General features: G+C 64.4%; 19 protein-coding genes. 5 read left to right on the forward strand and 14 right to left on the reverse strand.

What is annotated here, in order from left to right; translation table 11 throughout:
* Positions 1 to 63: 63 nt before the first annotated feature.
* Positions 64 to 1,524 carry an IMP dehydrogenase gene (guaB, locus tag AB2N08_RS03145; protein ID WP_367609150.1) on the reverse strand — a complete coding sequence of 487 codons (1,461 nt, stop codon included), beginning with the start codon at positions 1,522 to 1,524 and terminating at the stop codon, positions 64 to 66.
* Between the two features lie 148 nt (positions 1,525 to 1,672).
* Here guaB and AB2N08_RS03150 point away from each other — a divergent pair, with 148 nt between their 5' ends.
* A complete protein-coding gene (locus AB2N08_RS03150) occupies positions 1,673 to 2,200 on the forward strand; it encodes a DUF4124 domain-containing protein (protein ID WP_367609151.1) in 528 nt (175 codons plus the stop codon).
* Here AB2N08_RS03150 and AB2N08_RS03155 read toward each other — a convergent pair.
* Positions 2,172 to 2,498, reverse strand: coding sequence for an RnfH family protein (locus AB2N08_RS03155; RefSeq protein WP_367609152.1), 327 nt, complete (start codon positions 2,496 to 2,498; stop codon positions 2,172 to 2,174). The genes AB2N08_RS03150 and AB2N08_RS03155 overlap by 29 nt on opposite strands.
* A complete protein-coding gene (locus AB2N08_RS03160; RefSeq protein ID WP_367609153.1) occupies positions 2,491 to 2,922 on the reverse strand; it encodes a type II toxin-antitoxin system RatA family toxin in 432 nt (143 codons plus the stop codon). Before AB2N08_RS03160 ends, AB2N08_RS03155 begins: the two co-directional genes overlap by 8 nt.
* 96 nt (positions 2,923 to 3,018) lie before the next feature.
* On the opposite strand from AB2N08_RS03160, the gene smpB reads away from it, so the two are divergent.
* Positions 3,019 to 3,468: an SsrA-binding protein SmpB gene (gene smpB / locus AB2N08_RS03165; protein WP_367609154.1), complete on the forward strand. Its 450-nt coding sequence runs from the start codon at positions 3,019 to 3,021 to the stop codon at positions 3,466 to 3,468.
* A 6-nt stretch (positions 3,469 to 3,474) separates the two neighbouring features.
* Here smpB and AB2N08_RS03170 read toward each other — a convergent pair whose 3' ends face one another.
* Genes AB2N08_RS03170 through AB2N08_RS03180 form a run of 3 tightly spaced genes read right to left on the reverse strand, consistent with a single transcriptional unit; the run spans position 3,475 to position 6,401 of the window.
* Positions 3,475 to 4,101, reverse strand: a complete 627-nt coding sequence (locus AB2N08_RS03170) for an ABC transporter ATP-binding protein (RefSeq protein ID WP_367609155.1) — start codon at positions 4,099 to 4,101, stop codon at positions 3,475 to 3,477.
* On the reverse strand, positions 4,098 to 5,201 hold the full coding sequence (locus AB2N08_RS03175) for a hypothetical protein (RefSeq protein WP_367609156.1): 1,104 nt from the start codon (positions 5,199 to 5,201) through the stop codon (positions 4,098 to 4,100). The genes AB2N08_RS03170 and AB2N08_RS03175 overlap by 4 nt, the downstream gene beginning before the upstream one ends.
* A 6-nt stretch (positions 5,202 to 5,207) precedes the next feature.
* Entirely contained in the window at positions 5,208 to 6,401 is a 1,194-nt protein-coding gene (locus AB2N08_RS03180; protein ID WP_367609157.1) for a multidrug effflux MFS transporter, read from the reverse strand.
* A 287-nt stretch (positions 6,402 to 6,688) separates the two neighbouring features.
* Between AB2N08_RS03180 and ppk1 the strand changes: the two genes are divergently transcribed.
* Positions 6,689 to 8,839, forward strand: a complete 2,151-nt coding sequence (ppk1, locus tag AB2N08_RS03185) for a polyphosphate kinase 1 (RefSeq protein ID WP_367609158.1) — start codon at positions 6,689 to 6,691, stop codon at positions 8,837 to 8,839.
* Positions 8,811 to 9,278 (forward strand): SixA phosphatase family protein, encoded by a 468-nt coding sequence (locus AB2N08_RS03190; RefSeq protein ID WP_367609159.1) that lies wholly within the window; start codon positions 8,811 to 8,813, stop codon positions 9,276 to 9,278. Before ppk1 ends, AB2N08_RS03190 begins: the two co-directional genes overlap by 29 nt.
* 174 nt (positions 9,279 to 9,452) lie before the next feature.
* On the opposite strand, the gene AB2N08_RS03195 is transcribed toward AB2N08_RS03190, so the two are convergent.
* The 4 genes from AB2N08_RS03195 to ppsA form a co-directional block, all read right to left on the reverse strand.
* The gene (locus AB2N08_RS03195; protein ID WP_367609160.1) at positions 9,453 to 10,901 is read right to left on the reverse strand and encodes a Ppx/GppA phosphatase family protein; all 1,449 of its coding nucleotides are present in this window, start codon (positions 10,899 to 10,901) and stop codon (positions 9,453 to 9,455) included.
* A gap of 155 nt (positions 10,902 to 11,056) precedes the next feature.
* Positions 11,057 to 11,248, reverse strand: a complete 192-nt coding sequence (locus tag AB2N08_RS03200) for a hypothetical protein (protein ID WP_367609161.1) — start codon at positions 11,246 to 11,248, stop codon at positions 11,057 to 11,059.
* Positions 11,245 to 12,417 (reverse strand): PepSY-associated TM helix domain-containing protein, encoded by a 1,173-nt coding sequence (locus AB2N08_RS03205; RefSeq protein ID WP_367609162.1) that lies wholly within the window; start codon positions 12,415 to 12,417, stop codon positions 11,245 to 11,247. The genes AB2N08_RS03200 and AB2N08_RS03205 overlap by 4 nt, the downstream gene beginning before the upstream one ends.
* A 189-nt stretch (positions 12,418 to 12,606) precedes the next feature.
* Positions 12,607 to 15,039, reverse strand: a complete 2,433-nt coding sequence (gene ppsA / locus AB2N08_RS03210; protein WP_367609164.1) for a phosphoenolpyruvate synthase — start codon at positions 15,037 to 15,039, stop codon at positions 12,607 to 12,609.
* A gap of 196 nt (positions 15,040 to 15,235) precedes the next feature.
* Here ppsA and ppsR point away from each other — a divergent pair, with 196 nt between their 5' ends.
* Positions 15,236 to 16,093: a posphoenolpyruvate synthetase regulatory kinase/phosphorylase PpsR gene (ppsR, locus tag AB2N08_RS03215; protein ID WP_367609165.1), complete on the forward strand. Its 858-nt coding sequence runs from the start codon at positions 15,236 to 15,238 to the stop codon at positions 16,091 to 16,093.
* Between the two features lie 589 nt (positions 16,094 to 16,682).
* Here ppsR and AB2N08_RS03220 read toward each other — a convergent pair.
* The 4 genes from AB2N08_RS03220 to lpxB are packed head-to-tail and all read right to left on the reverse strand — an operon-like array spanning position 16,683 to position 20,541.
* Complete coding sequence (locus tag AB2N08_RS03220) at positions 16,683 to 17,879, reverse strand: EAL domain-containing response regulator (RefSeq protein WP_367609166.1); 1,197 nt, start codon at positions 17,877 to 17,879, stop codon at positions 16,683 to 16,685.
* A gap of 50 nt (positions 17,880 to 17,929) precedes the next feature.
* On the reverse strand, positions 17,930 to 18,715 hold the full coding sequence (locus AB2N08_RS03225; RefSeq protein WP_367609167.1) for a TrmH family RNA methyltransferase: 786 nt from the start codon (positions 18,713 to 18,715) through the stop codon (positions 17,930 to 17,932).
* Complete coding sequence (gene rnhB, locus AB2N08_RS03230) at positions 18,712 to 19,374, reverse strand: ribonuclease HII (RefSeq protein WP_367609168.1); 663 nt, start codon at positions 19,372 to 19,374, stop codon at positions 18,712 to 18,714. Before rnhB ends, AB2N08_RS03225 begins: the two co-directional genes overlap by 4 nt.
* A gap of 9 nt (positions 19,375 to 19,383) precedes the next feature.
* Positions 19,384 to 20,541 carry a lipid-A-disaccharide synthase gene (gene lpxB / locus AB2N08_RS03235; RefSeq protein WP_367609169.1) on the reverse strand — a complete coding sequence of 386 codons (1,158 nt, stop codon included), beginning with the start codon at positions 20,539 to 20,541 and terminating at the stop codon, positions 19,384 to 19,386.
* Positions 20,542 to 20,545: the final 4 nt, after the last annotated feature.

Consider the following 20,545-nt stretch of genomic DNA (forward strand, 5'->3'; position numbering starts at 1 on the left):
ACATCGACGGCGGCGCCATCGACCATGCAAAACGCGGCCGTTACCGGCCGCGTTCAGGGATGATTACTCCGAACGGTAGTTCGGCGCTTCTTTCGTGATCTGCACGTCGTGCACGTGCGATTCGCGCATGCCGGCCGAGGTGATCTCGACGAATTCGGCGTTCGTGCGCAGCTCTTCGATGGTGCTGCAACCACAGTAACCCATCGACTGGCGCACGCCGCCGATCAGCTGGAAGATGATCGCCAGCACGCTGCCCTTGTAGGCCACGCGGCCTTCGATGCCCTCAGGGACGAATTTGTCGGCCTTGCTCGACGCTTCCTGGAAGTAACGGTCGGCCGAACCGTCGGCCATTGCGCCCAGGCTGCCCATGCCGCGGTACGATTTATAGCTGCGACCCTGGTACAGGATGACTTCGCCCGGCGCTTCTTCGGTGCCGGCAAACATGCTGCCCATCATGACGGTGTGCGCGCCTGCTGCCAGTGCCTTGGAGATATCGCCCGAGAAGCGGATGCCGCCGTCGGCGATGCACGGCACACCGGTGCCTTCGAGTGCCTTGGCGACATTGGAGATCGCGGTGATCTGCGGCACGCCCACGCCGGCCACAATACGGGTGGTGCAGATCGAGCCTGGGCCGATGCCGACCTTGACGGCGTCGGCGCCCGCTTCGACCAGCGCCAGCGCGGCCGATGCGGTGGCGATATTGCCGCCGATAACGTCCACATGCGGATAGCGGTCCTTGATCCAGCGCACGCGGTCGAGGATGCCCTGCGAGTGACCGTGGGCGGTGTCGACCACCAGCACGTCCACGCCGGCCGCAACCAGCAGCTCGATGCGCTCTTCGTCGCGCTCGCCGACGCCGGTGGCGGCGCCCACGAGCAGCTTGCCCTGCGAATCTTTCGAGGCCAGCGGGTGCTCGTGCGACTTCTGGATATCTTTCACGGTAATCAGACCGCGCAGCTCGAAGTTGTCGTTGATGACCACTACGCGCTCGAGGCGGTGCTTGTTCATCAGGCGCTTGGCTTCGGCGGTATCAGCGTCTTCCTTGACCGTCACCAGCTTGTCGCGCGGCGTCATCTTGGCGCGCGCTTCGGCTTCCAGGTCTTCTTCAAAGCGCAGGTCGCGGTTGGTGATGATGCCGACCACCTGGTTGCCCTCGACCACCGGGAAGCCGCTGATGCCATGCTGTTGCGACAGCGCCAGCACTTCGCGGATCTTCATGGTCGGAGGAATCGTGATCGGATCGCGCAGCACGCCCGCTTCGAAGCGCTTGACCCGCGCGACTTCACGCGCCTGGTCGGCTGGACGGAGATTCTTGTGGATGATGCCGATGCCGCCTTCTTGCGCCATGGCGATGGCCAGGTTCGCTTCGGTCACGGTGTCCATCGCTGCCGACAGCAGCGGAATGTTCAGCGTGATATTGCGAGTCAGCTTGGTGCGCAGGGAAGTTTGGGCCGGGAGAACGTTGGAGTAGGCCGGGACGAGCAGCACGTCATCGAAGGTGAGTGCTTTTTGGAGGAGACGCATAGTATTTCCTATAGGCGCAAAAGCGAATTATACAGAAACCCGTACTTTCCGTCGCCGGCTTGACCCAAATTTAGTTGGGGCGGTGCGGTTTGCGATTGACAGCCAGCCCGAACCATGGCGAAATCTGTTAATTCTCAGGAGCAATTTTATGCCGCTTACGCTGTCCCGCGCCCTTGGCGCCGCCCTGCTCATCGTCGCCAGCGCCGCACAGGCCCAGTACGTCTGGATCGGGCCAGGCGGCACGCGCCAGTATTCCGATCGTCCGCCGCCGCCGGGTACGCCGGCCAGCAAGATCGTCAAGGCGCCGGGTCGTCCCAACCCGGACGCTGCGCCATTGCCTGCGTTGCCGGCCGCCGGGCCGCTGCCTGCGGAAACGGCGGACCCGGCAGTCAAGCCGGCCGAGCCGAAAGGCCCGCCGACACTGGCCGAGCAGGAAGCCGCCTACCGCGAGCGCAACAAGGCGCGCGACGAACAGCATCGCAAGGATCAGGAAGAAGCGCAGCGCGCGCGGCAACTGGCCGAGCGCTGCGTGTCCGCGCGCGAGTCACAGGCCCAACTGACGTCGGGCTCACGCATCGCGCGCTACGGCCAGGATGGCGAGAAACGGTATATGTCGGATGCCGAGCGCGCCGCGCAGGCGGCCCAGGTCAATCGGGCGCTGCAGGACTGTCGCTAGCGCCGTCGCGCCTGGCCGCGCGCTTGCGGCGCGACTCCTTCGGGTCGGCCACCAGCGGCCGGTAGATCTCGATGCGGTCGCGCTCGCGCAGCACCGTCTCGAGCGTCTTCTTCTTGGCGTAGACGCCCACCGGCTGCGTGGTCAGGTTGATGGCCGGGAAGGCTTCGAGCACGCCGCTGCGCTCGATGGCCACGCCGATCGTCGTGCCCGGCGCTACCTGCAACGCGCGCAGCCACACCTGTTTGTCGCTGGCATAGCACACCGAAATGCCGAGCAGCGCGGGCGCGACATCAGCCATACACGACCTCGGCGCGCTTGCAGAACGAGTCGACCATGCTGTTGGCGATCATGCCGAACACAGGGCCGACGATCTGCGCCAGGATCACGCTGGAAAACTCGTACTGCATGTCGAACTCGATCTTGCAGGCATCGGCGCGCAGCGACTTGAAGGTCCAGGTACCCTCGAGCAATTTGAAAGGACCGTCGACCAGGTGCATCTTCATCTGGGTCGGACGCTGGTTGTGGTTCGACGTCGTGAAGCTTTGCTTCACGCCATGGAAATTAATCTGCAAGGCCGCGACGAGCTTGTCATCGGTACGCTCGAGAACGTTCACGCCGCTGCACCAGGGCAGGAACTTGGGATAATCTTCGACTTTTGCAACCAGGTCGAACATCTGTTCTGCGCTATAGCCAAGGAAAACTGATTTGTGCACTACTGCCATTGGTCAACCGTTTGTTATGATGGGGGTCATTTGCATGTGGCGCCAATGTTGGCGCAATAGCAGTAGTTTAACCGACACGCGAATTTTCGCCTTTTCATGAGCATCGCTGACAATAAAAAAGCATTTTTTGACTACTTCATCGAAGACCGCTACGAGGCAGGCCTCGTGCTGGAAGGTTGGGAAGTCAAGGCCATCCGCGAAGGGCGGGTGCAGATCAAGGAAGCCTACGTACTGGTGCGCGATAGCGAGCTGTACCTGTTCGGCGCGCACGTCAGTGCCTTGTCGACCACGTCGAGCTTCAGCCATCCCGAGGCGCTACGCTCGCGCAAGCTGTTGCTGCACCGCGCCGAGATCGACAAGCTGATCGGCAAGGTCGAGCGCTCCGGCTACACACTGGTGCCGCTCAACCTGCACTTCAAGAAGGGCAACGTCAAGTGCGAGATCGGCCTGGCCAAGGGCAAGAAGCAGCACGACAAGCGCTCGACCGAGAAAGACCGCGACGCCAAGCGCGAAGTCGACGCGGCGATGAAGACCAACCGCCGCTGACGGTGTCTAGCTGCACCGTGCCGACAGGTCGAGCACGCGGGCGCCGGTCAGCGCGATCACCTCCTTGTCGTGGGTCGAGAACAGCACCAGGTGTTCCCGCGCCCGCATCCCGATCTGCGCGACGAGAAATGCACGCGCATCGGCATCGATGCCATTGGTCGGCTCGTCCATCAGCACCACCTGCGCGTCGCCCATGAAGCCAGCGGCCAGCATGAACTTCTTGCGCGTGCCAAGCGACATGTCGCCAAAGCGCGCACCCAGATAACCCGCGATGCCGAAGCCGTCCAGCAGCGCGCGCTGCGGGCCGGCGCAGCCACGCAGCGCCTGCACCATGCGCAGGAATTCGTCGCCGGTCATGAAGTCGTAAGCGACCGAGGCGTCGGGCACCCAGGCCAGGCGCGCGCGGGCGCCCTGCCCTTTTGTCGCGGATGCCAGATCGGCGCCACAGACCATCACGCGGCCCGCCTGCGGCGCGGCGATCCCCGCCAGAAGCGCCAGCAAGGTTGACTTGCCGGCGCCGTTGCGCCCGACCAGCGCGACGGCGCCGGCGCCATACGACAGGTGCAAGCCCTCGAACACCACGTGGCCGCCGTAGCGCATGCCGAGTCCTTCGGCCGCCAACAACATCGTCATGCGATTGTCCCCATCAAGAAAAGTGTGGCCACGCTGAGCGCGACCTTGAACGCGGCCCCGTAGTGATGGCGCTGCAGGATCGGTGCACCGAGCAATCGAAGCAGCAGCAGCGAAACGCCGATGCAGCGCGCCAGTAAGGGCAGCAGGTCCGCCGGCGCAGCCGGCGCGGCGCCATAGCCGCTCCACACCAGCGCGCACACGATGCCGCCCACGCCCAGCACGACCAGATGCTCGGCCACGCGCATCCTGGCCACGCCGAACGGCATGCTGCGCAAATACGGCTCGAGCGGCTGACGCGCGCGCCAGAACGCGTCATACAGGCCGGCGAGCGCATATGCAGTAACGCAGCACGCCAGCGCAATGAAGCCGGCCGCATCGCGGTGCTTGCCGACCTGATGGATCATCCACCAGCTCGCCGCGTGAACGAGCAGCGCGACACCGGCACGCGGCAGCGCCACGTGCAGATGGCCGCGCCACAGCGCACGCACATGCAGCAGCGTCAAGAAGCCCAGTGCAGGGGCGCGCAGCACGCCGCTGGCACCGGCGCGGCGCGGGCCACGTGCGGGCGATGCGTTAAACACCACGGCATACGCCACGGCGAGCGTCGCCAGAATCAGCAGGACCACATACAGGGGGAAACGCCCGTCGGCGCCGGATGGCGGCGCATCGCTCGTGGCCACGGTCCAGAATGCAATCGCGAACGGCAGCGCCCACCATTGCAGCGCCACGAGCAGCAGCGCGATGTCCAGCACTGGCGCCACGCGCCGCCCATGCACACTGGCGCGGGCGAATTCGGCCAGCGTCGCGCCGCGCACGAAGGATCGGTGCACGCGCGCCCACACGGCAATGGACAAGAGCCAGCCGGCGCCGTACGCCAGGCCAGCTTGCCAATCGCCGGGATCGCGCCAGAAGTGCAGGATGGGCGCGGCCAGCAACGTGGGCCGCTCGACGAGCACCAGGCCAAACAAGGCAAGGCAGATGGTCAGTGCATGCGCGTAGCGCGCGTACAGCGCTCGCGACTGCAGAGAGAAATAACGGCGGCGCAGCAGGAACAGCGCGCCGAACGGTTCGGCCACCGCCATCCGCCAGCGCCGCACCATGCGCACTTACACCGTCACCGCGGCCGGCTTGACGGCCATGCGCACCGACAGTCGCCAGGCGCCGAAGCTCAGCGCCAGCCCACCCGCAACGCCGAGCGCAAGGCGCAGCGCGCTGTCGAACAGCAGCGGCGCCACCAGCCCCGAAACCAGCGCAAACGACATCATCTGGATGAAGCCGACCATCGACGAGGCCAGGCCCCGGTTGTTCGGGAACAGGCCCAGCGCCGTGATCTGGATCGCCGGCATCGCGACCGACAGGCCGAATGTGTACACGAACAGCGGCAGCACGGCCCACGGCACGGCGGCCGCAAACAAGGTGTTGTAGACGACATTGATGACCGCGCCCAGGGCCATCACGCCAAAGCCCAGCCACATCATGCGGGTCGGCGTGCTTTTATGGGCATGCTTGCCGCCCCAGGCCGAACCGACCACCATGCCGCCGACGAGCGGGATGAACATCCAGGCGAACGCGGTCTCGGGCAGTCCGAGGATGACCATCACGAAGTTCGAGGCCGAGCCGATGTACAGCGACAGGCCAGAAAACGCCAGGCCGAGCGCCAGCGAGAGCAGCACGAACTGCGGGTGGCGCAGCACCTTGACGTAGTTGCGGCCGATCGTGCCGGGATGGAAGGCCTGGCGCTTTTCGCGCGGCAGGCTTTCGGGCAGAAACCTGAGGCACACGAGAATCAGCAGCGCGCCGAACACCGCCAGGAACACGAACGACGAACGCCAGCCGAAGGTCACGTGCAGCCAGCCGCCCAGGATCGGGGCGATGGCCGGCGCCAGGCCGAACACCATCATGATGTGCGACATCATGCGCTGCGCCTGCGCGCCCGAAAAACGGTCCTGCACGATGGCCTGGCCGATCACCGAGCCGGCGCCGGCCGACAGGCCCTGCAGTGCGCGAAATACCAGCAGCCAGCCAAAGCTCGGCGCCCACGCCGCGCCGATCGAGGCCAGCGTGTAGACGGTGAGCGCAGTCAGGATCACCGGACGGCGGCCGAACGAATCGGACAGCGTCCCGTAGAACAGCATCATGAACGCGAACGTGAACAGGAACACGCTGAGGGTCTGCTGCACGGCGACCGGGCCGACGGCGAATTCGGCGCCGATGGCCGGCATCGACGGCAGATAGGTATCGATGGCCAGGGCCCCGATCATGCCGAGGCAGGCGAGGATGACAGTAAGGAGCTTTTGCATGGACGGCGCTTTCGGAAAACCTGCCGGCGCTGCACGATGCAAGGGGCCGGATGACGGGCGTTGAAGGGCTGCGATTGTAATCCATTTCAGTCACGTCGATCCGCCACTGGCGCTTTTTGGCCCCACTTGCGCCCGGGCGGCGGGGTGCGCCACTTCTTGCGCGGTCGGTGGTATCTTGCCGGTGAAGGTCAGTCGCCTGATCGTCAAGCTGCAAACTTGCCGGCAGTGTCACCACGCTGTCATATTCGACAACTAGACTGATTGCGGGACGACTACGACCGCAGACCATGGACATGAAGAAAAAGGCCACCGAGGCTGACCTGAAACAATTCTCCGACGGCAGCGCTTATCTGAACCGCGAGCTGTCGCTGCTCGAGTTCAACCGGCGCGTGCTGGCGCAAGCCGAAGACCCCACCGTACCGCTGCTGGAGCGCTTGCGCTTCTTGTGCATCGTCGCGAGCAACCTTGATGAATTCTTCGAAGTGCGCGTGGCCAGCCTGCTCGCCACACACCAGATCGACCGCAACGACAGCGTGCTGCCCGAGACCCTGGCCGCCGACCTCGAACGCGCCAGCGCCGAGTGCCGCCACCTGATCGCGCGCCAGTATGCGCTGTTCAACCACGAGATCCTGCCACAGCTGTCCGGGCACGGCATCCACCTGTTGCACCGCAGCGAGCGCAATGCGGCGCAGCGCGCCTGGGTCAAGCAGTATTTCGACCGCGAAGTGCGCCCGCTCCTGACGCCCATCGGCCTGGACCCCGCGCACCCGTTCCCGCGCGTGATCAACAAGAGCCTCAATTTCATCGTCGAACTCAGTGGCAAGGATGCATTCGGGCGCGGCTCGGGCATCGCCATCATGAAGGCGCCGCGCGTTCTGCCGCGCGTGATCCGCCTGCCCGACGACCTGTCGGACAAACCGGGCAGCTCGTACTGCCTGCTGTCGTCGGTGATCCAGTCGCACATGGCCGACCTGTTCACGGGCCGCGAAGTGGTGTCGTACTCGCAGTTCAGGGTCACGCGCAACAGCGACCTGTGGGTGGATGAAGAAGAAGTGAAGAACCTGCGCCAGGCGCTGCAAAGCGAGCTGCATGGGCGGCAGTACGGTTTCGCCGTGCGCCTCGAAGTGGGCCGTTCGTGCCCGGCGCACCTGGCCGACTTTTTGCTCAACCAGTTCCACATCGACCGCAGCCGCCTGTTCACGGTCGATGGGCCGGTGAACCTGGGCCGCCTGCTTGAAATCGTCAACGAGAACGACCAGCCCGAACTGAAGTTCCCGGCCTATGTGTCGGGCTATCCGGGCAAGCTGTCGGGCGCCGACATGTTCGCCGCGCTGAGGAAGCAAGACGTGCTGCTGCACCATCCATTCGAATCGTTCCAGCCGGTGATCAACTTCATCCAGGCCGCGGCGGCCGACCCGAACGTGGTGGCGATCAAGCAGACGATCTACCGCGCGGGCAGCAACTCGGAACTGGTCGAAGCCCTGATCTCGGCCGCGGAGCGCGGCAAGGAAGTCACCGTCATTGTCGAACTGATGGCGCGCTTCGACGAAGAGGCCAATATCAACTGGGCCGAAAAACTCGAGAAGGCCGGCGCGCAGGTGGTGTACGGCGTGGTGGGCCTGAAGACCCACGCCAAGATGGCGCTCGTGCTGCGCCGCGAACCGAGTGGCCTGCGCCGCTACGCACACCTCGGCACCGGCAACTACAACCCGACCACGGCCCGCTTCTACACCGACTTCGGGCTGCTTACGGCCGACGACGACCTGACGTCCGACGTCAATGAAGTCTTCATCCACCTGACCAGCATGACGCGGCCGAAGCAGCTGGCCAGCATCTGGCTGGCGCCGTTCTCGCTGCACAAGGAAATCGTGCGCGCGATTCGCAATGAAACCGAGTTGGCGAAACAGGGCAAGCCCGGGCGCATCATCGCCAAGATGAATTCGCTGACCGACGAATCGGTGATCAAGGCCCTGTACGACGCCTCGTGCGCCGGCGTGAAGATCGACCTGATCATTCGCGGCGCCTGCGCGCTGCGCCCGGGTGTCGAGGGCCTGTCCGAGAACATCAAGGTGCGCTCCATCGTCGGGCGCTTCCTGGAGCACACGCGGATCTACTACTTCCGCAATGACCTGAAACACGACACGTACCTGAGCAGCGCCGACTGGATGAACCGCAACCTGTTCCGCCGGGTGGAAGTAGCGTTTCCGATCCGCTCGCCGCTGCACAAGCGGCGCGTGATGCGCGAAGGCTTGCTGCCCTACCTGAAGGACAACGTCAACGCCTGGGACTTGGGCAGTGATGGCCGCTACCGCCGCCGCAAGCCGCGCGGCAAGCAGGTCAGCTACAGCGCCCAGCAGGCATTGATGGACATGCTTGGCGCCGAGAGCGCCCCAAACAAGGAAATCGAGAATGGAACTGATCCTCTGGCGCCACGCTGAAGCGGAGCCGGGCACACTTGAGCTGCCCGACGAACAGCGCGCGCTGACGCCGAAAGGCCAGCGTCACGCCGCCCGCATGGGCGCCTGGCTCGAACGCAAGCTGCCGCCCGAATGCCGTATTTTGGTCAGCCCTGCCACGCGCTGCGTGCAGACGGCCGATGCGCTGGGGCGGCGCTACAAGGTGGCCGAGGCGCTGAGTACCGCGTCGAGTGCGGAAGCGATTATTGAAGCGTGCGGCTGGCCGACGCACCGGCAGCCGGTGCTGGTGGTCGGTCACCAGCCGCTGCTGGGCGAAGTGGCGTCGCTGGTATTGTGCGGGCAGAAGCAGGACTGGCGCATCCGCAAGGGCGGCGTGTTCTGGATCGAGCACAAGGGGAGTGATGGCATGCCGTATATCCGGCTGGTGGCTGGGCCGGATGTGATTGGCAAACTGCGTTGACCTGAAAACGTCGTACCCGCCACTGGCGGCTACGACTTCCAGCGAAAGCTGGAACCCAAGTCGCTCGCGTCAACGCTACGTTCGAAGCCAGTGGCGGCGCTGGCACCTTGGGTTCCCGCCTCCGCGGGAACGACGTGTGCGGCGCAGCGTCGAGGCCAACCCGAGCGACGTTATTCACCGCACCTGAAACGCCACCCCAACCTCACCCCAGGCCTGCACTTCCTTCTCGAGCCACGGCGCCAGCGTCGGATGCTTGCGCATCAACTCCGCCGGCAGGTCCATCTCGATGCGCGACTTCATGCGCAGGCGCAGGCCGCCGATATCGTCGTCCGCGCGCGCATGCATCAACACGATGGCCAGGCGCAGCGCCAGCACCGCCTTGGCCAGGTCGGCCTCGACCAGCGATTCGCGGATCTTGCGCAGATTGCCCTTCTGCCCCAGCACCAGCGTGGACAGCATGCGCTGCTCGCGCGTGGTAAATCCACCAAGGTCGGCATGCTCGACGATGTAGGCGCCGTGCTTGTGCGCCCCGCTCATCGAGATGGCCAGGCCGATCTCGTGCAGCATCGCGCTCCAGGCCAGGTAGGGCCGGTGCGTGTCGCCCTGCGGCTGCAAGCGCTCGAACAGCGTGGTCGCGATGCCCACCGTGCGCAGGGCGCGCCCGCTGTCGACCCGGAAGCGCCCCATGCAGGCGCGGATAGCGGCATCGCGCCGGTCGCGCCGGTTGGCGCGCAACTCGAGATCCGACAGCACGCCCAGGCGCAAGCCGGCGTTGATCGCGGTGAGTTGCCCGACCTTGAGCTCTTGCATCGCGCCGATCAAGACCGTCAGGCCGCCCACCATCACGGGCACGCGCTCGCGCTTCACACCCGGCAGTACGAAGGCATCCACGTGCCCCAGACCAATCAGGATATCGCGCAGCGCGTGCAGGCTGGCCAGCGAAACGGTGCAGTCGCCGATCTCGTTGCGGCAGATGACCTCGGAGATTGCCCGCATCGTGCCCGACGAGCCGTAGGCGATATCCCAGCCCTGGACGTGGTACAGCGACGCGGCATCTTCGAAGCGGGCGCGCGCGGCGGTGACGGCGGCGTCGAAATTGTGCGCCGTGATGCGCCCGTCCGGGAAGTAGGCCCGCGTTTGCGGCTGGGTGCCAATGCCGAACGATTCGACCAGCTGAATGTCGCTGCCGGTGCCGGCGATGACTTCGGTTGAGCCGCCGCCGATGTCGATCACCAGGCGCCGCTCGTCGTGGCGCTCGATTGCGCGCGCCACGCCCATGTAGATCAGGCGCCCTTCTTCTTCGCCCGAGATGATTTCGATCGGGTGCCCGATCGCGTTTTCGGCCAGCGGCAGCAGCAGGTCGGCGTTGTTCGCCACGCGCATCGTGTTGGTGGCGACGACGCGCACGGCGTCGAGCTGGTATTCGTCGAGGATCTTGCGGAACTCTTGCAGGCAGCGGATCGCGGTGCGCATCGCCGCTTCGCTGAGCATATTGTCGGCATCGAGACCGGCCGCCAGGCGGATCGGATCGCGCGCGGTGCGCACGATGTGCATGCGGCCGCCGGCCGGCTCGCCGATATGAAGGCGGAAGCTGTTGGACCCGAGGTCGACTGCTGCAAACATGAGGCCCTTTCGATGAGTTCCGGATTCCCGATCAGCGAGGCGCTACGCCGGGAATCCGCAAGGGATCGAGTATACAGCGTGGGCCGGGGTGGGGCCAAGCGCAGCGCGCGAGAATATCGACCGCATGCGCGGCCGCCCTGTCGAGGTGAAGAACCTTAGTGCTCGATACGCTGTTTCGGTGCGCGGCGCAGGCCGTACCAGAAGCACAGCAGGCACGGGATGCCGAGGGTGATGGCCGACACCGCGTCCCAGATGCCATCGCCCAGCAGCGCCGAGATCAGGCCGACTGTGGTGAGGATGCCAATCACGATCGGCGCGCCCCAGATTTGCAGTGGTGTACGGATCATGATGGTTCTCCACTGCGCGCGAACGCCGGGGTTGCAGACGTCTCGTGCGCGTGGGTTGCGATCCTGGTCGAGGTCTTGCCGGCCTTGCCGCGCTTGAGCCACAGATACAGGCCCGTAACCAGGATGATGATGGTTGCGATGTCGAGCACCGCCCACAGGAACTTCATCCATTGTCCGCCGTAGTCGCCGAAGTGCAGCGGCTGCGACACCAGCAGCGCCTTCAGGTACCACGGCAGTTCCGGCGCGTCGGTCAGTTCGCCGCTGTTGGCATCGACCAGCACCGGACGGTACATGCGCGAGCTGAAGGCCTCATTGCCGTTCATGAAAATGCCGTAGTGGTGGGCGCTGCTGAAATCGGTGCCCGGGAAGGCGACGAAGGCCACGCGCATGCCCGGCAGCGCCGCCCTGGCCGTCTCGATCGCGTCGTGCACCGATGCCGTATGTGGCAGCGGCTTCTTGCCTTCGTACTGCTTGAGGATCGACGCCAGCTCGTTGCGCTGGTAATACTTGTACATCAGATCGGCCCAGGTATTGATCATGCCGGTGCCGCCGACGACGAACAGCCAGACCAGCGTGACGATGCCCAGCATATTGTGCATGTCGAGCCACTTCAGGCGGCTGCTGCGTTCTTTGCGCACGGTGCCGAAATCGAGCTTGCGCATGAACGGCGAATACAGCACCGCGCCGCTGACGATGGCCACCAGCAGCAGCAAGGCCATGAAGCCCAGGAACAGCATCCCGGGCAGGCCCATGAACAGATCGACGTGCAGCGCCAGCATCGTCGACATGAAGACACCGCCCTCGAACGCCGGCTCTTCGATGACCTTCGTGGTGCGCGCATCGACCGCGATCGGCTTGTAATCGTGGTCGTGCATGTGGTCGGCGAGCGTGACGTTCCAGATCTCGGGCACGTCGGCTTCCTGCGAGATGAACATCGGGAGCTTGGTCGGGTACAGTTCTTTGGCCGATGCGATCACGGCATCGACATTCCCCTGTGGCATAGGGCTCGAGAGCACGGGCGGCTCGACCTCGGTGCCGAGCAGGTGGCCGATTTCGTGATGGTAGATCAGCGGCAGACCGGTCAGGCAGAGCAGCAACATGAAGATGGTGCAGACCAGGCTGCTCCACTTGTGGATCCAGCCCCAGCGACGCAGGGAAACGGGTGACATGATGTTGGCGCGCGCCTTATAGCGAATTCGTTAAATGCAGAATAATAATCGTTCTCATTTGCATAAGCAAGGCACGCAGGCCGCCGGGGCCGGTCATGGACGTCGCGCCTTCTTGTTTGACATGAAAAAACCCTCGCGACCCGACAAAGGGCGGCGAGGGTTTCGCAGGCGGCGTATGGCCGTCTTTATTTACATCTTGGCGAGCTTCTGCCAGGTGTCGATCACCGAGTCGGGATTGAGCGACATCGACTCGATGCCCTGCTCCACCAGCCACTGCGCGAAATCAGGATTGTCCGACGGACCCTGACCGCAGATGCCGATGTACTTGCCCTTGGCGCGGCACGCCTTGATCGCCAGCGACAGCAAGGCTTTCACCGCCGGATCGCGTTCGTCGAAGTCCTTGGCCAGCAGTTCCATGCCGGAGTCGCGGTCCAGGCCCAGGGTCAACTGGGTCAGGTCGTTCGAGCCGATCGAGAAGCCATCGAAGAACTCGAGGAACTGGTCGGCCAGGATCGCGTTCGATGGCACTTCGCACATCATGATCAGGCGCAGGCCGTTCTCGCCGCGCACCAGGCCGTTCTTGGCCAGCAGGTCGACCACTTTTTCAGCCTGGCCCAGGGTACGCACGAACGGGATCATCAATTCGACGTTGGTCAGGCCCATCTCGTTGCGCACGCGCTTCATCGCCGTGCATTCCATCGCGAACGATTCCGCGAAATCGTCGGCCAGGTAGCGCGCCGCGCCGCGGAAGCCCAGCATCGGGTTTTCTTCGTCCGGCTCGTAGCGCGAACCGCCGATCAGCTTCTTGTACTCGTTCGACTTGAAGTCGGACAGGCGCACGATGACCGGCTTGGGCCAGAAGGCAGCAGCGATCGTCGAGACGCCTTCGACCAGCTTGTCGACATAGAAGGCGCGTGGCGACGCATGGCCGCGTGCGACCGATTCCACGGCCTTTTTCAGGTCGGCGTCGATGTTCGGGTACTCGAGGATCGCCTTCGGGTGCACGCCGATATTGTTGTTGATGATGAACTCGACGCGCGCCAGGCCAACGCCGGCGTTCGGAACCGACTGGAAGTCGAAGGCCAGTTGCGGGTTGCCGACGTTGAGCATGATCTTGGTCTTGATCGGTGGCAGTTCGCCACGCGCGACTTCGGTCACTTCGGTTTCCAGCAGGCCGTCATAGATCATGCCTTCGTCGCCTTCGGCGCACGAGACGGTGACCAGGGTGCCGTCCTTGAGGACATCGGTCGCGTCGCCGCAGCCGACGACGGCGGGCACGCCCAGTTCACGCGCGATGATCGCCGCGTGGCAGGTGCGCCCGCCCCGGTTGGTGACGATCGCCGCGGCGCGCTTCATCACCGGTTCCCAGTTGGGATCGGTCATGTCGGCCACCAGCACGTCGCCCGGCTGGACGCGGTCCATCTCGGACGGGTCGGTGATCACGCGCACGCGGCCGGCGCCGATCTTCTGGCCGATCGCGCGGCCATGGGTCAGCACGGTGCCGGTGCCCTTCAGGTGGAAGCGCTGCTGCGCGTCGGTCGACTTCTGCTGCGACTTCACGGTCTCGGGACGCGCCTGCAGGATATACAGCTTGCCATCGCGGCCATCCTTGCCCCACTCGATGTCCATCGGACGGCCGTAGTGGTTCTCGATGATGACGGCGTATTTTGCCAGTTCGACGATTTCTTCTTCGACCAGCGAGTAGCGATTGCGCAGTTCGATCGGCACGTCGACGGTCTTGACCGAGCGGCCGGCCTTGGCTTCCGACGTGAACTCCATCTTGATCAGTTTCGAGCCGATATTGCGGCGGATGACGGCCGACTTGCCCAGTTCGAGCATCGGCTTGTGGACGTAGAATTCGTCCGGGTTGACGGCGCCCTGCACGACGGTCTCGCCCAGGCCGTAGCTCGACGTGATGAAGACGACGTCCTTGAAGCCCGATTCGGTGTCGATGGTGAACATGACGCCGGCGGCGCCGGTATCCGAGCGCACCATGCGCTGCACGCCGGCCGACAGCGCGACTTCGGCGTGGGTGAAGCCTTTATGCACGCGGTACGAGATCGCGCGGTCGTTGTACAGCGACGCGAACACGTGCTTCATCGCTTCGAGCACATTGTCGATGCCGACGACGTTGAGGAACGACTCCTGCTGGCCGGCGAACGACGCATCCGGCAAGTCTTCGGCGGTGGCCGACGAACGCACGGCGAACGAGACTTCGGTTTCCGAGTCGGCGAACAGGCGCTCGTAGAAGTTACGGATCTCTTGTTCGAGGCGCGGCTGGAATGGCGTGGCGACGATCCACTCGCGGATCTCGGCGCCGGCGACGGCCAACGAGCGCACGTCGTCGATATCGAGGTTATCGAGGCGGCGGGCGATGCGCTCGCCGAGGGAAGCGCCACCGTCGATGCTGTGGTCGAGGAAGTCGCGGAAGGCGTCTGCCGTGGTGGCAAAGCCGGTCGGCACGCGCACGCCGGCGCCGGCCAGTTGGCTGATCATTTCGCCGAGCGACGCGTTCTTGCCGCCGACCGACTCGACGTCGGTCATGCGCAAGTCTTCGAACGACGCCACGTAGACGCGATCAGCGGCCCCGGGTTGGATAGCTGCAGTAGCTGGATTGGTCATGATAAAACACCTTACTTGATGATGGAAACCTGTAGGCGCATCGGTGCAAGTCGGGGGGCGTCCCTGGCGTATTCTTGTTATTCTGGCCCGCGTGCAGCACAATGCAAAATCCGTTGCCGAGCATTCTACCCCGCGACACGGGGATATGCAGCGCACTTTTCATGCAATTCTGTCAGCAAAGCATAGCGAACCAACCATGATCGACGATATCCACTCCCCTGCGGTTACGGTCACGCCGCCATCACGCACCGTGTTCTTCGTCTCGGACGGCACCGGCATCACGGCGGAGACGTTCGGGCACGCGGTCCTGAGCCAGTTCGAGATGCGTTTCCGGCAGATTCGCCTGCCGTTCATCGATTCCATTGAAAAAGCGCACGACGCCGCGCGCCGCATCAACGACAGCTTCGCGCTGCACGGCCAGCGCCCGATCGTATTCTCGACACTCGTCAAGCATGATCTCTCGAGCGTGATCCGTTCGGCCAAGGGCATGCACATGGACCTGTTCCAGACCTTCGTCGCCCCGCTCGAACAAGAACTGGACGTCAAGTCGACGCACACGATTGGCCGCATCCACAACGCGGTCGACAGTGAAGAATACAAGAACCGCATCGAAGCCATCAACTTCTCGCTGGCGCACGACGATGGCCAGTCGCACAAGAACCTGGCCGACGCCGACGTGATCCTGGTGGGGGTATCGCGCTCGGGCAAGACGCCAACGAGCCTGTACCTGGCCATGCAATATGGCCTGAAAGCGGCGAACTATCCCTTGATCCCGGACGACTTCGAACGCGGCCGCCTGCCAAGCAACCTGCCACCCTACAAGGCCAAGCTGTTCGGCCTGACGATCACGCCCGAGCGCCTCTCGCAAATCCGCAACGAGCGCCGCGCCGGCAGCAAATACGCCTCGATCGAGAACTGCCGCTACGAAGTCAACGAAGCCGAACTCCTGATGCGCCGCGAAGGCATCCGCTGGCTGTCGTCGACCACCAAATCCATCGAAGAAATCGCCACAACGATCCTCCAAGAAATCAAACCCGACCGCCGGGAATATTGAACAATTAGGGTCAGAGTAGAATTAATTAGCAATTTCTTTTTGATCTCGTCGTTTTCAGACCGGCCTTGTATCAACTTGATCTAAAGCTCTTGAAATCTAATTAGGGTCAGAGTCGAATTGTTTGACAACTTTCCAAAATAAGGCGGGCTCGCTTAGATGAGCCTGCTTATTCAGGAAGTAATTGCTCAATAATTCTACTCTGACCCTAATTTTTGAGCTATTGATTTAAAGCCAGAATGCAGGTGCCAGCGCTTTTCAGTGCGCGCGACTTCCACCAACCCACGCTCATTAGAGAATACGGCGGCGATATTGCAAGGAAACCGTGTTGACAATTAAACTGCGGCGCCCCAGAAGATTAATAAATCGGTTCGGTGTCGCAAATTCAAGAAGTTGTTTTTAATCGCAGTACGCTGCGTCTCCGCTTCCATTCAATTTTCCCCAGCACTTTTGCCTGCCAATTAGGGTCAGAGTCGAATTGTTTGACAACTTTCTCGAATAAGACAACCTCATCTAGTTGAGGCCGCTAATTTAAAAAGAAATTGCTCAACAATTCTACTCTGACCCTAATTGATGGGTAATTGACTGGGGGTTAGAAGTATTGGCGCCAGTCGCTCAGCCAGGCGGGGAAGGCGGTGGCGGGCATGGGGTTGGCGATGTGATAGCCTTGGGCGTAGGTGCAGCCCAGCGCTTGCAGGAAGTCCCAGTCGCGGCGGGTTTCAACGCCGACGGCCACCGATTTGCGCTCCAGGCTATGGGCCAGGCTCAGGCACGAGCGCAGGACCGTGCTCAGTGGCAGGCGGCGTGAGGCGCCGTCGACGAAGCTGCGGTCGATCTTCAGTTCGGTGAACGGGATGCGGGCCAGCAGTTGCAGGTTTGAGCGGCCGGTGCCGTAGTCGTCGATGGCCAGGCCGAAACCCATCATCCGCAGGCGCACCAGCCGCTCGATGAAATCGGGATCGGTGTTCAGGACCGAGGATTCCGATATCTCGAATGTCACGTCGGCAGCCTCTACCCCATGCCGCTCCAGGCACGCCGTCATCCTAGAAACGAATGTGGGCTGGGCCAGGGTTTCGGGGGCGATGTTCAGCGAGATCGCGATCGCGATGCCCTGGTCCAGCAGCCAGCGACGGCGCTCGACCGACAGTTCGATCATGCTCCAATCGAGGAAGTCGACGCGTCCCGCCTCGACCAGCGCATCGATGAACGACGCGGGCCCCAACACGCCATGATCAGGATGGTTCCAGCGCGCGAAGACTTCGAGGCCTGTTACCTGGCCGGTCGCCAGCTCGATCTTCGGCTGGAAGTACGGCTCGAACTGGCGATGCTGCAGGCCGATGCCGATCTGCTCGAACGCGAAGCGCGGCTCTGGCGAGGTGAGCGCGGGGCGCGGCAGCGGTGTGTAATTCTCGAGCACCGGCTTGAGACTGATGGCGGTAACCGGCCAGGCGACGGCGCCGAGCAGCTCGATGCCGAAGGCTTCGGCCAGCGTCTCGACGGAAAACAGCAGGCCGGCCGGCTGCGCGCCGGTGACGATCAGGCGCGCCGTGCACCTGGCGTCGCCCAGGCGCCGCAGCAGCGTCAACCCGTCCATGCCCGGCAGGTCCAGGTCGATGAGCGCGACGTTGACGAGCGGCGTGGCGCCGGCTTCCAGCATCTGCAGTGCAGCCGGGCCGTCGGCGACGTCGGTGACCTGGCCGGCGCCGAGTTGACTCAGTAAGGCGACCAGCGCCCTGCGCCCGGAAAGGTCGGCTTGCGCCACCAGAAAATGCAAATGCGCGATGTCCATCGTTACTCCACTCTGCGAGTCGCTAGCGTACGCGAAGGTGCAGTCGCCGTCTATGCCTGCTGCTGGCGCACGCCTTCGAAAAAGCACACGGCCGCGCAGGCCGCGACGTTGAGCGACTCGACCTGCCCCAGATGCGGCACCGCGACCCGGTGCGTGGCCAGGTCCAGCAGCTCGGCAGACACACCCTGCCCTTCGTGCCCCAGCACCCACGCCACCGGCGCGCGCAGATCCAGCGTGTAGAGCCCCGACGCCGCATAGCCGCTGGTGGCCAGCACCGGCACCTGCGCCGCACGCACCAGATCGGCCAGTTCCACGTGCTCGAAAATCTCGAGCACGAAGTGCGCGCCCATCGCCGCGCGCAGCACCTTTGGCGACCAGCAGAATGCCGTGCCGGGGCTGCAGTACACCTGTTTGATGCCGGCGGCGGCGGCGCTGCGCAGGATCGAGCCGACGTTGCCGGGATCCTGTACGCCATCGAGCAGCACGCTGGCCATGACCAGCCCTGGCGCGGCCGCCGGCTGCGGCGTGTCGATCACGAACAGCAGGTGCACGCCATGCTCAACCTGGCTGACGGCGTTGAACAGCGCATCGGGCAGCGCCGTCACCGGAGCATTGAGCGCGCCGCAGCGCGCGACGATGGCATGCACTTCCGGGTTGCCCAGCGCGCCCTCGGACACCACGCAGTGGCGCGGCGGGCCGCGCAGGTCGAGCCAGGTCTGGCACAGGTGCACGCCATCGAGCAGGCTGTGGCCGGCCTTGCGGCGCGCCTGCGAGCTGGTGGCGAGCGCCTTGATCTCTTTGTAGAACGCGTTGTCGCGCGAGGTGATGGTCTTCATGCGCCCGCCCCGACCAGGTCGCCGAACAGGTCGGTCTGCAGCATGCCGCGCACCGGCGCGAAGGAGCGGCGGTGCGCCGGCGACGGGCCGTGCGCGCCCAGGCGCTCCAGGTGCAGCGCGGTACCGTAGCCCTTGTGCTGGTCGAAGCCGTATTGCGGATACTGTTCGTGCAGCCGCACCAGCGCCGCATCGCGCGCGGTCTTGGCCAGGATCGACGCGGCCGAAATCGCATTGACCTTGTCGTCGCCCTTGACGATCGCGTGCGCGCGCACCATCAGCTCGGGACAGCGGTTGCCGTCGATGAGCGCGATCGTCGGCGCGTGCTGCAGCGCTTCCACCGCGCGGCGCATCGCCAGCATGGTCGCCTGCAGGATGTTGATGCTGTCGATTTCTTCGCACGAGCACTCGGCCACCGCCCAGGCCAGCGCCTGTTCGCGGATCACCGGCGCCAGTTCGTCGCGCCGCGCGGCGGTCAGCTTTTTCGAGTCGCGCAGGCCGTCGATCGGCCGGCGCGGATCGAGGATGACGGCGGCGGCGAACACCGGCCCGGCCAGCGGGCCACGGCCCGCCTCATCGACGCCGCACACGATATCGAGCGCGGTGAAAGGCCGGCCCCTGGCGGGCAGGCCGGGATAAAGGTTGATTTTCTTCTTGGTCATAGTGGTGCTCTAGGCGGCGGGGCGCCCGATAATCTGCAAGACCGCTTGCGCGCTCTCTTCGGCGCTGTTGCGCAGCAGGCTGTGATGCATGTCGAGGAAGCGCTGCGCCAGACGCTCGCGCCCTGCGGTGTCTTCGAGCTGGCGCCAGACGGCATCGGCCAGCGCTTCGGGTGTGGCCGCATGCTGCAGCAGTTCCGGCACGACGAACTCGCGCGCCAGGATGTTCGGCAGGCCGATCCACGGCTGGTAACCCATATGCCGCATGATTTCCCACGAGGCGCGCATGACTTTGTAGGCGATGACCATCGGCTTCTTGAACAACGCCACTTCGAGCGTGGCCGTTCCGGACGCGACCAGCACGGCGTCGGCGGCGGCAATGGCCGTGTGCGAGCCTTCGGCCGTCACCATCAGCTCCACGCCCTGCAGGCCCGCAGCATTGACGATCTCGTCGAAGTACGCGCGCTGGCGCTCACCCGCCATCGGCACGACAAAGCGCAGACCCGGATCGCGCGCCGCCAGCAGCTTGACGGCCCGCACGAACGGCTCGGCCAGGTATTTCAGCTCGCCCATGCGGCTGCCCGGCATGACCGTGACGACGCGCGCATCGGCCGGCAAGCCAAGCGCGCCACGCGCCCCTGCCACATCGGGCGCCAGCGGAATGGTCTCGGCCAGCGGATGCCCGATATACGTCACCGGCACGCCGGCGGCGCGGTAGATCGCTTCTTCGAACGGGAAGATGACGAGCATGTGCGACACGGCGCGTTGGATCTTCTTGATGCGCCCTCCCCGCCAGGCCCAGATCTGCGGCCCGATGAAGTGCACGGTCGGGATGCCGGCGGCGCGCAACTGTTCCTCGAGGCCCAGGTTGAAGCCCGGGTAATCGGCGCCGATGAAGGCGGCAGGCTGCTCGGCGATCAGGCGATCGCGCAGGCGGCTCTGGATGCCCTTGAGTTCACGGTAGCGCGGAATGACTTCGAACAGGCCGCGCACGGTCAGCAGGTCCATCGGGACGTCGCTGACCATGCCCTGCTCGATCATGCGCGGCCCGCCGATGCCGTGGAACGGTGCACCCGGCAGATGCGGCCGCAGGCCCGCCAGCAGGCGCGCCGCGAGCATGTCGCCGGACGCCTCGCCGGCCACCAGGGCCAGCGATATGTCTGCACCCATACTG

The organism is Massilia aurea, assembly GCF_040790145.1.
GTDB lineage: Bacteria > Pseudomonadota > Gammaproteobacteria > Burkholderiales > Burkholderiaceae_D > Telluria > Telluria aurea_C.

Excerpts from the sequence above, each read along its gene's own strand:
- guaB (WP_367609150.1), bottom strand. The coding sequence starts at position 1,524 with ATGCGTCTCCTCCAAAAAGCACTCACCTTCGATGACGTGCTGCTCGTC.
- AB2N08_RS03150 (WP_367609151.1), top strand. The coding sequence starts at position 1,673 with ATGCCGCTTACGCTGTCCCGCGCCCTTGGCGCCGCCCTGCTCATCGTC.
- AB2N08_RS03155 (WP_367609152.1), bottom strand. The coding sequence starts at position 2,498 with ATGGCTGATGTCGCGCCCGCGCTGCTCGGCATTTCGGTGTGCTATGCC.
- AB2N08_RS03160 (WP_367609153.1), bottom strand. The coding sequence starts at position 2,922 with ATGGCAGTAGTGCACAAATCAGTTTTCCTTGGCTATAGCGCAGAACAG.
- smpB (WP_367609154.1), top strand. The coding sequence starts at position 3,019 with ATGAGCATCGCTGACAATAAAAAAGCATTTTTTGACTACTTCATCGAA.
- AB2N08_RS03170 (WP_367609155.1), bottom strand. The coding sequence starts at position 4,101 with ATGACGATGTTGTTGGCGGCCGAAGGACTCGGCATGCGCTACGGCGGC.
- AB2N08_RS03175 (WP_367609156.1), bottom strand. The coding sequence starts at position 5,201 with ATGGTGCGGCGCTGGCGGATGGCGGTGGCCGAACCGTTCGGCGCGCTG.
- AB2N08_RS03180 (WP_367609157.1), bottom strand. The coding sequence starts at position 6,401 with ATGCAAAAGCTCCTTACTGTCATCCTCGCCTGCCTCGGCATGATCGGG.
- ppk1 (WP_367609158.1), top strand. The coding sequence starts at position 6,689 with ATGGACATGAAGAAAAAGGCCACCGAGGCTGACCTGAAACAATTCTCC.
- AB2N08_RS03190 (WP_367609159.1), top strand. The coding sequence starts at position 8,811 with ATGGAACTGATCCTCTGGCGCCACGCTGAAGCGGAGCCGGGCACACTT.
- AB2N08_RS03195 (WP_367609160.1), bottom strand. The coding sequence starts at position 10,901 with ATGTTTGCAGCAGTCGACCTCGGGTCCAACAGCTTCCGCCTTCATATC.
- AB2N08_RS03200 (WP_367609161.1), bottom strand. The coding sequence starts at position 11,248 with ATGATCCGTACACCACTGCAAATCTGGGGCGCGCCGATCGTGATTGGC.
- AB2N08_RS03205 (WP_367609162.1), bottom strand. The coding sequence starts at position 12,417 with ATGTCACCCGTTTCCCTGCGTCGCTGGGGCTGGATCCACAAGTGGAGC.
- ppsA (WP_367609164.1), bottom strand. The coding sequence starts at position 15,039 with ATGACCAATCCAGCTACTGCAGCTATCCAACCCGGGGCCGCTGATCGC.
- ppsR (WP_367609165.1), top strand. The coding sequence starts at position 15,236 with ATGATCGACGATATCCACTCCCCTGCGGTTACGGTCACGCCGCCATCA.
- AB2N08_RS03220 (WP_367609166.1), bottom strand. The coding sequence starts at position 17,879 with ATGGACATCGCGCATTTGCATTTTCTGGTGGCGCAAGCCGACCTTTCC.
- AB2N08_RS03225 (WP_367609167.1), bottom strand. The coding sequence starts at position 18,715 with ATGAAGACCATCACCTCGCGCGACAACGCGTTCTACAAAGAGATCAAG.
- rnhB (WP_367609168.1), bottom strand. The coding sequence starts at position 19,374 with ATGACCAAGAAGAAAATCAACCTTTATCCCGGCCTGCCCGCCAGGGGC.
- lpxB (WP_367609169.1), bottom strand. The coding sequence starts at position 20,541 with ATGGGTGCAGACATATCGCTGGCCCTGGTGGCCGGCGAGGCGTCCGGC.